At 64.9% G+C, this 15,123-nt stretch carries 14 protein-coding genes and 1 pseudogene; 7 read left to right on the forward strand and 8 right to left on the reverse strand.

The genetic code is table 11. The annotated features are described in order from the left end of the window. Window positions 1–9 precede the first annotated feature (9 nt). The 3 genes from M9978_RS19040 (at window position 10) to M9978_RS19050 (ending at window position 2,240) form a co-directional block, all read left to right on the forward strand. The gene (locus M9978_RS19040; RefSeq protein WP_254296046.1) at window positions 10–1,116 is read left to right on the forward strand and encodes an App1 family protein phosphatidate phosphatase; all 1,107 of its coding nucleotides are present in this window, start codon (window positions 10–12) and stop codon (window positions 1,114–1,116) included. Window positions 1,117–1,217: 101 nt separating this feature from the next. Further along, the gene (locus M9978_RS19045) at window positions 1,218–1,886 is read left to right on the forward strand and encodes an alpha/beta hydrolase (RefSeq protein WP_254296047.1); all 669 of its coding nucleotides are present in this window, start codon (window positions 1,218–1,220) and stop codon (window positions 1,884–1,886) included. Window positions 1,887–1,913: 27 nt separating this feature from the next. Next, window positions 1,914–2,240 (forward strand): thioredoxin family protein, encoded by a 327-nt coding sequence (locus tag M9978_RS19050; RefSeq protein WP_254296048.1) that lies wholly within the window; start codon window positions 1,914–1,916, stop codon window positions 2,238–2,240. A gap of 19 nt (window positions 2,241–2,259) precedes the next feature. On the opposite strand, the gene dinB is transcribed toward M9978_RS19050, so the two are convergent. Next, the gene (gene dinB, locus M9978_RS19055) at window positions 2,260–3,336 is read right to left on the reverse strand and encodes a DNA polymerase IV (protein WP_367305135.1); all 1,077 of its coding nucleotides are present in this window, start codon (window positions 3,334–3,336) and stop codon (window positions 2,260–2,262) included. A 9-nt stretch (window positions 3,337–3,345) separates the two neighbouring features. Then, on the reverse strand, window positions 3,346–3,783 hold the full coding sequence (locus M9978_RS19060) for a hypothetical protein (RefSeq protein ID WP_254296053.1): 438 nt from the start codon (window positions 3,781–3,783) through the stop codon (window positions 3,346–3,348). Between M9978_RS19060 and M9978_RS19065 the strand changes: the two genes are divergently transcribed. Continuing rightward, window positions 3,782–3,961, forward strand: coding sequence for a DUF3606 domain-containing protein (locus M9978_RS19065; RefSeq protein ID WP_254296054.1), 180 nt, complete (start codon window positions 3,782–3,784; stop codon window positions 3,959–3,961). The genes M9978_RS19060 and M9978_RS19065 overlap by 2 nt on opposite strands. A 5-nt stretch (window positions 3,962–3,966) precedes the next feature. Continuing rightward, on the forward strand, window positions 3,967–4,224 hold the full coding sequence (locus M9978_RS19070; protein ID WP_254296055.1) for a hypothetical protein: 258 nt from the start codon (window positions 3,967–3,969) through the stop codon (window positions 4,222–4,224). 114 nt (window positions 4,225–4,338) lie between these two features. On the opposite strand, the pseudogene M9978_RS19075 reads toward M9978_RS19070, so the two are convergent. The 3 genes and pseudogenes from M9978_RS19075 to M9978_RS19085 all read right to left on the reverse strand — a co-directional run. Further along, window positions 4,339–4,706: pseudogene (locus M9978_RS19075) on the reverse strand (strawberry notch-like NTP hydrolase domain-containing protein); the annotation flags it as partial. A 63-nt stretch (window positions 4,707–4,769) separates the two neighbouring features. Then, window positions 4,770–6,290, reverse strand: a complete 1,521-nt coding sequence (locus M9978_RS19080; RefSeq protein ID WP_254296056.1) for a malonate--CoA ligase — start codon at window positions 6,288–6,290, stop codon at window positions 4,770–4,772. After that, window positions 6,287–7,612 carry a malonyl-CoA decarboxylase gene (locus tag M9978_RS19085; RefSeq protein ID WP_254296057.1) on the reverse strand — a complete coding sequence of 442 codons (1,326 nt, stop codon included), beginning with the start codon at window positions 7,610–7,612 and terminating at the stop codon, window positions 6,287–6,289. Before M9978_RS19085 ends, M9978_RS19080 begins: the two co-directional genes overlap by 4 nt. Window positions 7,613–7,734: 122 nt before the next feature. Here M9978_RS19085 and M9978_RS19090 point away from each other — a divergent pair, with 122 nt between their 5' ends. Together M9978_RS19090 and M9978_RS19095 are read left to right on the forward strand one after the other, a co-directional pair. Then, window positions 7,735–8,418, forward strand: coding sequence for a GntR family transcriptional regulator (locus tag M9978_RS19090; RefSeq protein WP_254296058.1), 684 nt, complete (start codon window positions 7,735–7,737; stop codon window positions 8,416–8,418). 36 nt (window positions 8,419–8,454) lie between these two features. After that, on the forward strand, window positions 8,455–9,693 hold the full coding sequence (locus tag M9978_RS19095) for an SLC13 family permease (protein ID WP_254296059.1): 1,239 nt from the start codon (window positions 8,455–8,457) through the stop codon (window positions 9,691–9,693). Window positions 9,694–9,831: 138 nt separating this feature from the next. Here the strand turns inward: M9978_RS19095 and M9978_RS19100 are convergent, their stop codons facing one another. The 3 genes from M9978_RS19100 to M9978_RS19110 form a co-directional block, all read right to left on the reverse strand. After that, a complete protein-coding gene (locus M9978_RS19100; RefSeq protein ID WP_254296061.1) occupies window positions 9,832–12,084 on the reverse strand; it encodes a TonB-dependent receptor in 2,253 nt (750 codons plus the stop codon). Between the two features lie 518 nt (window positions 12,085–12,602). Further along, the gene (locus M9978_RS19105) at window positions 12,603–14,177 is read right to left on the reverse strand and encodes an AMP-binding protein (protein ID WP_254296063.1); all 1,575 of its coding nucleotides are present in this window, start codon (window positions 14,175–14,177) and stop codon (window positions 12,603–12,605) included. A 14-nt stretch (window positions 14,178–14,191) separates the two neighbouring features. Then, window positions 14,192–14,842 carry a TetR/AcrR family transcriptional regulator gene (locus M9978_RS19110; RefSeq protein ID WP_254296065.1) on the reverse strand — a complete coding sequence of 217 codons (651 nt, stop codon included), beginning with the start codon at window positions 14,840–14,842 and terminating at the stop codon, window positions 14,192–14,194. Between the last annotated feature and the right edge of the window lie 281 nt (window positions 14,843–15,123).

Here is a 15,123-nt window from a genome sequence, read left to right on the forward strand (position 1 = left end):
TCGCTGGGGATGGCCAGCTCATCGCTCCACAAGCTGCTTCGCTCAACCATCGCCGACCTCGAGCGCGACATCGACAGGATTGGCGATGCACTCGAAGCGGGGGCGGCCCGCGACGGGAAGGTCCGGCTACTCGCCTATGCCGGCTACCGCAGCGCCACGGCTGTTCGCCTAAGAGGCCGCGTCGTGCGCTACACCAGGCCACTGGACGCGGGCGAGGGTCTGCTCGTGCGAATGCGCGCGATGCTCGCAATCTACAACAGCCAGGAATTGCCTGGCGTCACGGTGCACATCGAAGGCTATGGCCAGTCACGCGAGATCGTCACCGACGACGAAGGCTATTTCGATCTGCAGATGGCGATCGATCAGCCGCTGCCGCAAAGCACCCGGTGGGAGCGGGTCACGCTATCGGCTCCCGGCCGCGACGCCGAGCAACCTGTCGTGCAGGTGCCGGTCATCGCGCCGGGCACCGACCAGAACTGGGGAATCATTTCCGATATCGACGACACCGTCGTCGAGACGGGTGCCACCAACTTCGTCAAGAACTGGCGGCGCGTGCTCGTCGAACGGCCCCGGGATCGGCTGGCGGTGCCCGGTGCCGCTTCACTCTACAAGATGATCGCCCGCGACCACATCGACCCTGCCCGACCATTCTTCTATGTCTCGTCGTCGCCGTGGAATCTCTACGGGTTCATCACCGAGTTTCTCGAGCGCAACGCGATCCCGCACGGACCCATGTTCCTCAAGGATTATGGCATCGACGCCGACAAGTTCATCGACAGCGGGCATGATGAGCACAAGCTGGCAGCGATCGAGACGATCCTCGCTTTCTACCCGCAGTTCCGCTTCCTTCTGATCGGCGACAATGGCCAGCGCGACGTGTCCATCTATGCGAAGGCCGTCGCGGACTATGGCTCGCGCGTCGCAGGCGTGTTCATCCGCGACGTCGATGGCTCCTGCCGCTCCGGGCCCGAGGGCGCCTTGCTGGCGGGGATCGAAGCGCGCGGCGTACCCACTTTCTGCGGCGCAGGATTTGATGACGCGCTGGAGATGGTCAAGTCGCTTGGCCTCGACCGGCCGGTCGAGGCGGCTCAGGCTGTGGTCGCGCCCGCCCCATAGCTGCCCGCGTATGGGCCAGGAAGACACGGCGTGACATCATAGCCCCTTGCGAACCGGTCCGGTAAGGCCATCTTCCCCAACCCCCTCTAGTCGGAACAGCGATGACCAAGATCGTAAATGGCTCGAGCCTTCAGCCGCGTTCAGGCGAACGGCCTGGGAAGATCGTTCTGCTGCTCCATGGCTATGGATCGAACGGAGCCGATCTGATCTCGCTTGCGCCGCACTGGCAGCATGCGCTGCCCGACACATTGTTCCTCGCCCCAAATGCGCCGCAACGCTGCGGAATGGGTGCCGGCTACCAATGGTGGCCGTTGGCAGCGTTCGATAAGCGGGCGCTTGCCGCGGGGGCAGCATCGGCTGCGCCGGTGATTGACCGCTTCATCGACCGCAAGCTGGACCAATATGGTCTGACCGAGCGGGATCTTGCGATTGTCGGCTTCAGCCAGGGCACGATGATGGCGCTTCATATCGGATTGCGGCGCGAGCGGCAGGTTGCAGCGATTGTCGGCTATTCTGGCATGCTGACTGGCACTGCCGACCTCTCTGGTGAAACGCGAATCAGGCCGCCGGTGCTGCTGATCCACGGATCGGCCGATCCGATCGTTCCAGTGTCAGCGCTGCAGACCGCCGAAGCGGCACTCAAGCGGCTGGGCGTCGCCGTGACGACACATATATCGAGCGGACTCGGTCACAGCGTGGATCCAATCGGCCTGAAGCTTGGCGGGGAGTTCGTGACGCGAGCATTCGCCGAGACCGGTCTCCCTGCGTAGCTACTTCTCACGCCTTTGCTTGGGGATTTGGCCGTCGCTGTACGCTCCAACATACCCCTACTCGTCGATTTCTGGGCGGGATGGTGCGGACCCTGTCAACAAATGGCGCCGTGGTTCGCGGCAGCGGCAAAAGAGTTCGAACGGCAAATCCGTCCGGGTAAGCTGGATATCGAGTCCGAAAACGGCGTCGCCCCACGCTTCGGCGCCCGTCCGATCTCGACGCTGGTGCTGGTCTCAGGGGACGCGAGCTGGGCCGGCAGATGGGCGTCATGCCGCAAACCACGATCGTTCAATGGGCTCGCCAGACTGCGCTCGGCGCCCGGCCCTGAGAAGTCCAGCCGCCAAAAGCGGTGAAAGTCGGGACTCCTCCAGATCAATCGAACAGCGGCATCCCGCTCTGGTCTCCGACCGGCGCGAAGTTCGATACCGCAACCCCGACCAACCGGATTCCCAGCCGGACCGGATAAAGCGAACGGACAAGGTCGAGGCTGGTCTGCCTCAGCTGCTCGTGATCGCAAACGGGTTGGGCGCTTGTGCGGCTTCGGGTCACCTGCCTGAAGTCCGCGAATTTCGCCTTCAAGGTGACCGTGCGGCCAAACATCTGCCGGCTCTCGCACCAGCCCGCAACATCGTCGGCCATGCGCAGAACGCCTGCCTCGATCTCTTCGGGCGCCGTCAGGTCGCGATCGAAGGTGGTCTCGGAACCGGAGGACTTGCGCTCGCGGTTGGGATTGACCGGACGGTCGTCCTGCCCCCTCGCTATTCCAAAATACCAGTCCGCCGAGCTCCCGAAATGGGCCGCGAGGAATCCCATCGACTGCGCCTTGAGGTCGGCGCCCGTTTCGATGCCGAGGCGCTTCATCTTCGCCGCTGTCACCGGCCCCACGCCGTGAAACCGGGCGACCGGCAACGCTTCGACCCATGCCGGTCCCATGTCGGGCGTGACGGCAAACTGGCCGTTGGGCTTGCGATGATCCGATGCGAGCTTGGCAAGGAACTTGTTGTACGAAATGCCGGCCGAAGCGGTGAGGCCAGTTTCCTCGAATATGCGGGCTCTGATTTCCTTGGCCGTCGTCCACGCCGTCTCGATGCCCCGCCGGTTCGCCGTCACATCGAGATACGCCTCGTCCAGCGAGAGCGGCTGGATGAGGTGGGTATAGTCGCCGAAAATCGCATGGATCTGACTGGAAACGGCGCGATAAACGTCGAACCGCGGAGGGACGAAGAGAAGCTCCGGACACCGTCGCAGCGCGGTAACCGAGGGCAGCGCCGAACGGACGCCGAACGCCCTCGCCTCGTAACTTGCAGCCGCGACAACGCCGCGTGGCCCTGCATAGCCGACCGCCACCGGCCTGCCGCTTAGCTCGGGATTATCGCGCTGTTCCACCGACGCGAAGAATGCATCCATGTCGATATGGATGATCTTCCTGATGGAGAGCGGATTGGCCACGGCTCACGTCTAGCAACCCATGAACAGACTGGGAACAGGCAGCCGCCGCGTTTGATTGATCGAGGTAAGCGACGCAACCAGGTCAGCGGGATACACCAGATTGGGCGGGGGGCCGTACAAGGGAGCATGCCGTTGGCCACGTCGCCTCTCCACGAAACGCAAGAGGAGCTCGTTGCCGGAAGCTCCGCCTTCTACGTCGCACGCGCGCGCGAGGCGATGACGCTCGCCGAGGCCGAACCGTTGCAGGCCCGGCGTCTCATTCATTTGCGTGCGGCTGATCGCTGGGTTCAGCTCGCCGAACGAATGCGACGCGTCGAGCGATGCGCGCGGGAGCGGATCGCTCGTGCAGGCGTGGGAAGCGCAGGGAACCCTTAGGCCCTGCGCACGACATGAAACCTTGGGAATCTTCAGTCGTTTGCGGCGCATGGCTGCAATGGAGAATGGCATGACGGACGACAAACAAGCGACAGGCTCGCCGGATCGGGACCGGATTAGCCTGAGTGAGGACTATGAGGTCCGCGATTGGTCAAATAGCCTTGGCGTCAGCGAAGAACGCCTGCGCGAAGCCGTCCAGGCGGTCGGGAACTCGGCGGATAAGGTCCGTGCGTACCTGAGCGGCAAGTGAGCGAAATGGATACCGCCCTCACCGCGCCTGTCGAACGTGTCGCCCGCGTCCTCGCTGGTCACGAGTTGAGCCGGAACGGTGAGGGCGACATGCCATCGGCTGGTGAGGCCGTCGATGCGCTATGGCCAGAATATGCTGGTACCGCGCTCGCGGTTCTCAAGACCTTGCGCGAGCCCAGCGCACGCATGGCGGCTGTCGGCGACATCGCGACATGGGACCGGATGATACTGGCCGCAATCGATGACGAGACCATGATCGATTAGCGGTGATAGTGCCGTCTTCAAAACAACGGGGGTGTCCGGCTTCCGGGAGAGGGCACCTGCGGCATCCCACCGTACCACAGATACTCTTACCTTCGTGAGATCGCCGCCACGACCGTCGGCGTAGGCGTCATAGATCGCGATCTGGTCGTGCGTCAGCAATGCTCGAGCGGGGCATGTCCAACGCCACGAAAGGTCAGCGCCCGCGCGGCGTAAAGGCTGAGCGCCTTGAGGTCGCGTGCGACGATCTCCATCGCGGCAATGCCGCCACTGGCGATCGCCGCCATGAAGGCATCGCGGGTCTCGAACGCGCCACCCGGTCCCCAGAGACCAAGCCGCGTCGCGTAGCAGAGATTGGCGGGATCGGCTGCCCCCGTCGCGGAGATATACAGCACGCAGGCCCGCGGCAGCAGATTCTGCAGCCGGACGCCGGCAAGGCCTTTGGCGTTGTCGCGCGACGACGGGATCAGCCCTGCCGCGTGGGCACACAGGGTTGTGCACACGCACACCGACACAAGTTACTTCGCATGGCCCTGACGTGATGAATCCTACTGGTGTGGTGCACCGAAGAGGCGGGCGTGCTGCCGCCGCAGCATTGCCTTCTGCACCTTTCCCATCGAATTCTTCGGTAGCCCATCCACGAACAACACCTGCCGCGGCTGTTTGAAGCGGGCAAGTTTGTCCGCCAGCGCGGCGATAATCGCTGCTGCATCGGCAAAACCTGGGTCATGCGGGACTACCACGGCAACGACCGCCTCGCCCAGATCCGGATGCGGCAAGCCGATCACAGCCACCTCGTGGACTGCCTCCAACTCGCCGATCGCATCCTCGACCTCCGCGGGATAGACGTTGAAGCCGCCGGCGATGATGAGATCCTTTTCGCGTCCGACGATCGACACATAGCCGCGATCGTCGATGCGGCCGAGGTCGCCGGAGATGAAGAAATCGTCGCGGAACTCGGCCTCGGTCTTCTCCGGCATCCGCCAATAGCCTTTGAACACATTGGGTCCGCGGATTTCGATGACCCCAACCTCTCCCTGGGGCAGCACGCGTCCCGTCGCGGGCTCGGCGATCCGGATCTCGACGCCCGGCAATGGGAACCCGACGGTCCCCGGTATGCGGTCGCCGTCATAGGGGTTGGAGGTGTTCATGTTCGTTTCGGTCATGCCATATCGTTCGAGGATCGCATGGCCCGTGCGCGACGCGAATGCGCGGTGAATGTCGGGGGCGAGCGGCGCCGATCCGGAGACGAACAGCCGCATGTGCGCCACCAGCTCGCGATCGAACCCCGCTTCACCGAGCAGTCGGATATAGAAGGTCGGTACGCCCATCATCACGGTCGCGCGCGGGAGCGCGGCGATCACCGCGCCAGCGTCGAAGCGCGGCAGGAAGATCATCGATGCGCCACTGGCCAGCGTGACGTTGGTCGCCACGAACAGGCCGTGGGTGTGAAATATCGGCAGTGCGTGGAGCAGCACATCGTTCGCGGTGAACCGCCACGCCTCGCGCAACGTGAAGGCGTTGGAGGCGAGGTTGCCGTGACTAAGCATCGCGCCCTTCGACCGCCCGGTGGTGCCGGAGGTGTAGAGGATCGCGGCGAGATCGCCGTCGTCGCGCGTGACAGTGTCGAACGCCTGCGACGCCCCGTTTGCCAGTTCGGCCAGCGTGCCGCCACGGTCCGCGTCGAGCGTCTCGACCGCGATTCCCGCAGCCGCCGGCAATGCCGAAATCGCGCCGGCCATACCCGGATCGCACACGATCAGCGCCGGCTGCGCATCGCCGACGAAATAGTCGAGTTCGCCGGCGGTGTAGGCGGGGTTGAGCGGCAGGAAGACCGCGCCCGCGCGGAGGCAACCGAGATAGAGCATCAACATCTCGATGCTCTTCTCGACCTGCACCGCGACCCGATCGCCGATCCCGACGCCCAGCGCGCGAAGCGTGTTGGCATAGCGCGCCGACGATGTTTCGACAGCGCCATAGCTCAGCGCGGCGCCATCGGGCAGCCATGCGAAAATGCGGTCGCTTTCTGCAGGGAATTGCGCCGCGAGGCGGGCGTAGAGGTTGTTCATCCTTGTCGTTCCATCAGCTTGGCATTGTCGGAACCGAGCGTCGCGGCAAGCTGCCGGAACGGCTTGCCGGTCGCGGTTGAGCCGTGATTGGCGAAGCGCTCGTGCAGCTCCTCGATCGCCGGCAGATCATAGAGATAGTTGACCATCATGCCCGCGCTCTGGCGCAGGCCCTTGGGCGAGCTATCGCCCAGCCAGTTGAGTTGCTCCAGCCGAGCGCCGTTGCCGAGATGGAAGCGCGCGACCGGATCGGCTGGCCGTCCATCGCCATTCTTCGCTTCGAGGAAGTAGCGGACCGCCTGGGCGAGCAGCCGGTCGCGATGGGCTCCGTCCCCTTCCTGCGATTGCGCGGCCAGTGCGGCATCCTCGCCGCGCAGCCAGTTCATGAAGCCGGGAATTGGCGAGAGCGTAACGAAGCGCTCCAAGGTCGGGATCTCGCGCCTGAGATCGGTCGCGACCTGCTTGATCAGGAAATGCCCGAACGAGATACCGCGCAGGCCGGGCTGGCAGTTGCTGATCGAATAGAAGACGGCGGTGGTCGCCTCGCCACTCGCCAGCGGCACGCGGTCTTCGGCCAGCAGCGCCTGGATGCTGCCCGGCACCTCACGCGTCAGCGCGACCTCGACGAAGATCAGCGGATCGTCCGGGATGGCGGGGTGGAAGAAGGCGTAGCAGCGGCGGTCGGGCGGATCGAGCCGGCTGCGCAGGTCGTTCCAGTCGCGAATGTCGTGCACCGCCTCATAACGGATCACGCGCTCGAGCAGATTGGCGGGGGAGGACCAGTTGATCGCGCGCATCGACAGGAAACCGCGGTTGAACCACGACTGGAGCAGATGAGCGAGATCGGCCTCGGCCAGCGCTACGCCCGGCACCCCGCGCATGGCGAGCAAATCCTCGCGCATCTCCACCAGCGCGGCCGTGCCGCCGGGCGCGAGGTTCAGGCGGCGGAACAGCTCCTGGCGCGGCGCCTCGATCGCGCTGGCGAGCGCAGGATGCGCGTCCCAGCCCTCGGTTTGAAACTTCGCCCAGGCGGCGTCGAGCGTCGCCCGGTCGGGGTTGAAGTCGCGCGACAGGGCCTGGAAGAAGTCCGCGCGCTCGTCCGGCCCGGCCGCCTCATATAGTCGCAGGAGATCGGTCGCGATCGCGACGCCCGAGGCCTCGCCGCGGTTGGAGATCAGGTCGCGCGCCAAGCCGCACAGCATCTCGACTCGCGAGCATGCGGCCCGCGCAGGTTCGAACGCGGCAAACGGCAGATGCTTGCGCAGCAGCTCGCGGCCCTGGCGCGAGAAGCCCTGCAACAGCTCGGACAACGAAGTACGATCCACGACGCCCATCTCCATTCCCATACTCAACACGCGTTCAATGGCGCGCATGTATACCGTATGGCGTAAACTCGAAATATGTGTATACCGAACAAGAGGCAATATGAAATTGCCCGGAGAGGCCGATGAACGCGCAATCCGACCGCGGTGACGATGTCGAGGATGATCGCCGGACCTTGTTGTCCGATCGCGTCCGCAACGCGCTCACCGACGCCATCGCCTCGGGCGAACTCGAGCCCGGTAGCCCGCTCGACGAACAGTCGCTCGCGGATCGCCATGGCGTCTCGCGAACGCCGGTGCGCGAAGCGCTGCGGCAATTGCAGTCGAGCGGGCTGGCCGAGACCATCGGGCGCCGCATGGTGGTCGCACAGGTCACGACCCAGCGCGTCATGGAGATGTTCGAGGCGATGGCGGAAATCGAGGCGGTGTGCGTCCGGCTCGCCACCTATCGCATGACCCCGCTCGAACGCAGCCAGCTCCTCCAGATCCATGACGCGACCGAAGCAGCGGCTGCGAGTGGCGATTTCGACGGCTATGACGGGCTCAACCGTGATTTCCACGAAACGCTGTACCGCGCGACGCACAATGGCGTGCTGATCGAGCAAGCGCTGGCGCTGCGCAGCCGGCTGGCGGCATTCCGACGGGTGCAGCTGCGCCAGCAGGGGCGGCTGGACCGGTCACGGACCGAGCATGACGATCTGATCCGCGCAATCAACGAAGGCGATGGCGAGACCGCCGCGCGCCGCATGCGTGCGCACATGCTGACTGCCGCGCGCGCGCTCGATTCATATCTCAAAGAACAGAAGTAAGGCGTACCGCGCACAGCGGGCGATGGGGAGGATAGATTGGCGCATTTGATTCTGGTCGGCGCACTCGCCTTGGTATTTCTGGTCGCAACCGTGCGGCCGATCAACATGGGGCTGCTGGCCTTTGCCGCGGCGTTCCTGGCCGGTGTGCTGCTGGTCGGCCTGCCCGCCAAGGAAGTGCTCGCCGGGTTTCCGGGCGATCTGGTGGTCGCGCTGGTCGGGGTGACCTTCCTGTTCGCGATCGCGGAACGCAATGGTGCGATCGAATGGGTCGTTCAGGGCCTTGCCCGCATGCTCGGCCATCGCGCGGTGGCGATGCCGTGGGTGATCTTCATCGCGTCGGCGGTGCTCACCTCGTTCGGTGCGCTTGGCCCGGCGGCGGTCGCGATCGTCGCGCCGGTCGCGCTGCGATTCGCCGCGCAACACCGGATCAGCGCGCTGATGATGGGGCTGATGACGATCCACGGCGCACAGGCCGGCGCCTTCTCGCCCACCTCGGTCTATGGCGGCATCACGAACGGCGTGATCGCGAAGGCGGGTATCGCACCCGATCCGATCATGCTGTTCTCGGCCAGCCTGTTCTTCAACCTGGCCATTGCGGTGCTGGTGTTTCTCGCCTTTGGCGGCCTGCGCCTGCTGCGCGACGCGCCCGAGCCTGCGGTGGCGCCCGAGCCGGTCGCACCCGAGCTGGCGCGCGAACGGCTGTTCACCCTGCTCGTGCTCGGCGCGATGGCGGTGGCGGCGGTCGGCTTCCGGGTCGATATCGGCGTTGCCAGCATGGTCGCCGCTGCGCTGCTCGCGATTCTCGCGCCGCGCTCGCAAAAGAGCGCGGTCGACCGGGTCGCCTGGTCGACGGTGCTGCTGATCGCCGGCGTCGTTACCTATGTCGCACTGTTGCAGCGAGTCGGGACCGTGGACGCTGCGGGCGACCTGATCGCGGGCCTGGGTTCCCCTCTGATCGCCGCGCTGCTGCTCTGCTATCTTGGCGGCGTGGTTTCGGCCTTCGCCTCCTCGACCGCCTTGCTCGGCATCGTCGTGCCGCTCGCCGTGCCGTTTCTCGGCCAGGGCGGGATCAGCGCGATGGGCGCGGTGGCGGCGATCGCGATCTCGACCACCATCGTCGACACCTCCCCCTTCTCGACCAACGGCGCGCTGGTCGTGGCGAACGCGCTCGAAGCGGATCGCGACCGGCTGGTACGCCAGCTGCTCGGCTACAGCGCGTTGATCACGTTGCTGGGGCCGCTGGTCGCCTGGGCGGTGTTCGTCCTGCCGGGCTGAACGCCGGGCTGTCCTGACGCTTCGGTGATCGAGCGGCGATGGCTGCACCATCGTCCGGCGATCTCGCGCGGCCCAGTCCAGCAAAAGGGCCCGGTCGTTGCCGACCGGGCCCCGAGAAAGCGGGTGAGAGACCGCTGGTTAGTATTCGAACGTCACCGATGCCTTGAATGTCCGCGGAGCGCCGATGGTGAGGTAGCCGAGCGCCGCCGACGACCAATAGGATTTGTTCGCCACGTTTTCCGCACTGACGCGCAACGTGATCGGATGGCCGTCGGCCACGAACACATAGCGCGCACCGAGGTCGAACCGGGTCCAGGCCGGAATGCTGAGCGTGTTGACGTTGTTGACGAATTGCTTGTCGGTATAGACGACGCGGCCGGTGAAGGTCGCGTTCTTGAGGAACGGCGGCACGACCTCGGTGCCGAAGCTCACCTGCCATTCCGGCACGCCGATGCCGCGCTTGCCCACCAGGCTGGTGCGGACGCCGCTGATCACGGTGAACTGATCCCTGACCGTCGCATCGGTATAGGTGAGGCCGCCGATGAAGCGCAGCCACTCAGTCGGCTCGCCGTTCAGGCTCAGCTCGAAGCCGCGGTTGCGCTGTTCGCCGCCGACATCGAACGTTACCGTATTGCCCGTGCCCTGAAGATAGGAGGTGATCGGCTGGCTCGTCTGATACACCGCAGCCGTACCGGTCAGGCCCTGCACCGCCACCTTCACGCCGGCTTCATACTGCACGGTGCGATAGGGTTCGAAGATCGTGCCGGCATTGGCAACGGTCGATCCGCCGAACGTCGCTGGCGCAACCGGACCCTGCGCCAGTGCCTCGATACGGTTGGCATAGATCGAGATGTTCTCGGTCGGCTTCACCACGATTCCGACGACCGGCGTGACCGCGTCGCGCACCACCTTGGTGACGACATAGGGCGGCGTTGCCACGGGATAGGTGAAGGTGCGCGAGATCATGTGCTGGTAGCGCGCGCCAACGGTCAGCAGCACCGCGTCCTCGAGGAAGCCGAGCGTGTCCGAGATGTACGCGCTGCCATAATCGAACATCTGCACGCGGCGCAGGTCGCTCAGGTTGGTTAGGATCGTCGTGTCGGCCGGCTTGGCTACCTGCGGCGCATTGTAGAGGTTGCTGCAGAACACTGCGGTGGTGAGCGACGCCGCTGGGGTGCCGGTGCAGCTGGCGCCGGTGCGCGTCGAGGCCGGGAAAATGCCGGCGGTCGATCTGTTGCGGTTCTCCTGGAATACCGCCGAAACGCCCGTGTTGAGCTGGTGCGAGATGCCGGCGGTGTTGAACTTGGCGCGCAGGCCGATCTGGCCGGCCTCGTTATTGTCGCCGCGCGGGACGTACAACCGGGCCTGGGTGCTGTTGCCGGCGGTGGCGCCGCTGGCGCTCAGCACGGTGATCGTCGAATAATCGCCGAACTCGCTGCCGTCGCGCATGCCGAACGCGGCATAGAGCATCACGTCCTTGGCGATGTCGAGCTCGACGCGCAGCGTGCCGTACAGGTCGCGCAGCTTGGTGTAGGTCCAGGCCTGACCGAAATTATAGTCGGCACGCGGCGGCGTGGGCACCGTGGTGAGCGCGGCGCCGAGGCGAACGACCGGGCGCGGCTGGAACACGCGCTGATTCTCGTAGCCGATATCGAGCATGACGCGCGCGATGCCGCTGCGGTAATCGACGCCGAGGCCGCCGACGATGACGCGCTTCTCTTCGTTGTCGATCGAATGCTCGCCTTGGCGATAGACGCCGTTCAGGCGCACGCCGAATTCGTCGTTACCGCCGAAGCGCTTGCCTGCATCGAAGTTGCCGCCGAGGATGCTCTTGCCGCCGAAGCTGGCGGTGGCGCGGTACAATTCCTTCTGCGCGCGCTTGGGCGTCAGGTTGATGCCGCCGCCAACGCCCGACCCTCCGGGAGGCGCGCCGTACAGAAAGGCGCTGGCGCCGTTGAGCACTTGAATGCCTTCATAAAGTTCCGGCGAGATCAGCTGGCGCGGCGCGACGCCGTACATGCCGTCGATCGCGATGTCGTCGCCGAACAGCGGGAAGCCGCGGACGACGAACAGTTCGGCCTGGTTGCCGTTGCCCGACGTGACGCGAACCGACGGGTCGTTCTTCATCACATCGCCGATCGTCTCCGCCTGCTGGTCGAGCACGAGCTGCGCGGTATAGGTGGTGACGTTGAACGGCGTGGACATCGCATCCTGATCGCCCAGCGCGCCAAGATTGCCGTCGCTGACCACCTGCTTCTGCGCCTGCTGCGCGGTCACGATGATCGCGTCATCGTCCGAGGTGTCCTGAGCGAATGCGGGCGCGGTCGATGCGAGCAGCGCGGCGAGCGGCGCGATACTGGCGCCGCGAAATTTTGAGCGATGAAAAACCATTTGAAAATCCCCCGATGATGGAAATAAGTTTCCCGCAGACACGACCCCCTCTGCCGGCAGGCCTGTTATCAGACTGCCAGCTTCTGCCTCTCCATTGGACCAAGGAACCTCCAGTTTCAGGGAGTGCGAGGGACCAATTTGTATTTCATCAAGCGAAGATCATGAACAACATCACGGTCTCGATCGGACCCGTCGGTGAACTGGATGCGAGGCGCCCGGCCGCGGGGGACAAGAAGCCGATGGCAGCGAATACAACGATCTTGCTCGTTCACACATAGCGGATTTTCGACGCGCCGGCTGTCGAGCGCCTCAATTGCACCAGCGCCCGGCGAGCGCGAATGACAGTCGTTTGATGATCGTCGCACGTCTTTGACGATGAAACAGCCTCGACCATCGGACGGATGGAAAAGCGTCCATGCTCGCGCAACCGGACAGACCAGCAGTTGTCGTTTCCGGTCCCGTGCGATGTGCAAACAATCGCGGCCATCCCGCAGATCCAAGGCCCAGCGACCATTCGGTCAGCCGCGATTGCCCGCCAGTTTCTCGAGATCGAGCGCCGTGCCGGTGATTCCGGCCAGTCGCAGATCGGCCTTGCGCACCTTCTCCGTACTTGTCTTCGGCAGGCTCGCCACGAAATCGATGTACCGCGGCTGCGCGAAGCGCGGCATGCGGGCGCGCGCATGTTCGACAATGCGCGCCGCTTCGACCGGCGCATCGGCGCTCCGCACGATCGCGCACATGATCTCGTCCTCGCCGCCCGGTATGTCCGACGGCACGGCATAGGCGGCAACCTCGGCCACGCCCGGCAGCTCGGCGAGCACCGCCTCGATATCGGTCGCCGAGATATTCTCGCCGCGCCGCCGGATGCAGTCCTTGATGCGGTCGACAAAGGTGACATAGCCGTCGGCGTCCATGCGGCCGGCGTCGCCGGTGTGGAACCACAGGTTGCGCCAGGCCTCGACCGTCTTGTCGGGAATGTTGATATAGCCGGCCATGAAGCCCTGCGCGACGCGCGGGCGCACCATGATCTCGCCGACTTCGCCCGCCTCGACCGGGAAGTCGTCATGGGGATCGCGGATCTCGACATCGAAAAACCGGTCATAGGCCTTGCCGCAGGTGCCAGGACGCGGCTCGCCGATCCGGCCGTAGATCGGAATGTTGACCTCGGTCATGCCATAGCCGCCGACGACCTCGGCGATGCCGAAGCGTGTCCGCCAGACCTGCTCATGATCGGGGTGGTTGGGCGCGGACAGCATCAGCCGGAGCTTGTGATCGCGGTCGTGCCCGCTCGCCGGCTGGGCGATGACGAAGGCGCTGATCGCGCCGAGGCTGTGGGTGACAGTGGCGCCCGACGCGCGCACATCATCCAGCCAGGCCGACGCGGAGAAGCGCTCGCGAACGGTGGCTTGCGCGCCCGCGATCAGCACCGCGCCGAGCTGCATGAGCAACCCGTTGGCGTGCGACAGCGGCAGACAGATATAATAATGGTCGCCCTCATCGACCGCGCAATTGTCGATCACCCCGAACCCGAACAGGAAGCAATGCGCGTGCGGCATCAGCACGCCCTTGGGCGCGCCGGTGGTGCCGGACGTGTACATAATACAGGCGAGGTCCGACGCCGCAGGGAGCGGCGCCTGAAGCGTATCCGCGGATTGCCATTCGGCGAAGTCGCGTTCCCCCTCCCCGCCGACGACGAAGATCGTCTCAACGCTCGCCAGACTCGCCTCCAGCCCTTCGAGCCGCGGCAGAAAGGATGCATCGATGATCAGCATCTTCGGCGCCGAGTCGGCCAGTGGATGCGCCAGGAAGGAGCCGGTGAGTTCGTTGTTGAGCAGCACTGCGGTCGCCGCGACCCGGCCGATCCCGGCCCAGGCGCGCAGAAAGTCGAGTCCGTTGGGCAGCATAAGCGCGATCCGGTCGCCGGCGCCCGCGCCGTTAGCTGCGAGCATGCCCGCGACCTGCGCCGCCTGATCACGCAGCTCGCGATAGGTCAGGCGCTCGCCGGTCGTCATCGTCACGAAGGTCTGGTCGCCGCGCGTCTCCGCCTGCTCCTCCAGCACGACGGGCAGCACCCAGCGGCGCTGATCTGGCACGCCTGAATACATGCTCAGTCCCTCGTCTTCGCCATGCGCTGACAAAGCTGCGTCGTGCCGGCGGCGAGGAAATAGGCAAGGCGCTTGCGCACGGCGGCGACGTCGTTCGAGCGGCACAATCCGCCCGAAAGATTATCGATGCGGCCAGTGTCCGCGAACGACAGCGACAGCGCGCCCGACACGAAATGGTAGCACCAGAACAAATCCTCGGCGTGCGCCTCTGGCAGCACTTCGCGGAGTAGCCCGATCAGCTTGTGAATGACCGGGTCGAAATATTGGGTCATCGCCTGGCCGCCCCAGCTCGGCGTGCTGTTCACCAGCGCGATCAGCCGCAGATAATTCCGCCAGCCGTCACCGCCAGATTCCCAAAGGGTCAGCACCGGTTCGAAGAACGCTTGCAGACAGCCTTCAACGGTCATCTCGGCGGTGGAGCTTTCGTACCGATCCATCGACCTGGCGCGCTGTGTGTTCACGACTTCGGCGCGGCGCAGCAGCACGGCGTCGAACAGACCGCGCTTCGACGTGAAGTAATAGTTGAGCAATGCAGGATCGACGCCGGCCTCGGTCGCGACCTGGCGGACAGTTACGCCGTGGAACCCATGCACGCAGAACAGCGACTCGGCGGCGTCGAGGATGAGGTCGCGGCGATCGGCGCTGTCGTCCAATTGGCGACGCGGGCGGCCACGGGCGGCCGGGACGCGGGCTTCCTTCGCTGGCGTTGCGCGGCGCGTGGTCCTTGGTGGCGATGTGGTCACGCCTCTCCCCTCATCATTCTCGTGCGCCAATTCCTAGCATCCATCGCGGCAATGTCAATTATTCAACGTTCGTAGAAATAAGTTGACAGGCCGAGGAACCGGGATCATCTCTCGTGACGATACGAACAACGAGCGTGAGACTCGACGAAGCACGACGCCTTCGAGCGTATGATTGCATCATCGGTTCTACA

Source organism: Sphingomonas tagetis (genome assembly GCF_024211275.1).
In the GTDB taxonomy this organism is placed as follows: Bacteria; Pseudomonadota; Alphaproteobacteria; order Sphingomonadales; family Sphingomonadaceae; genus Sphingomonas; species Sphingomonas tagetis.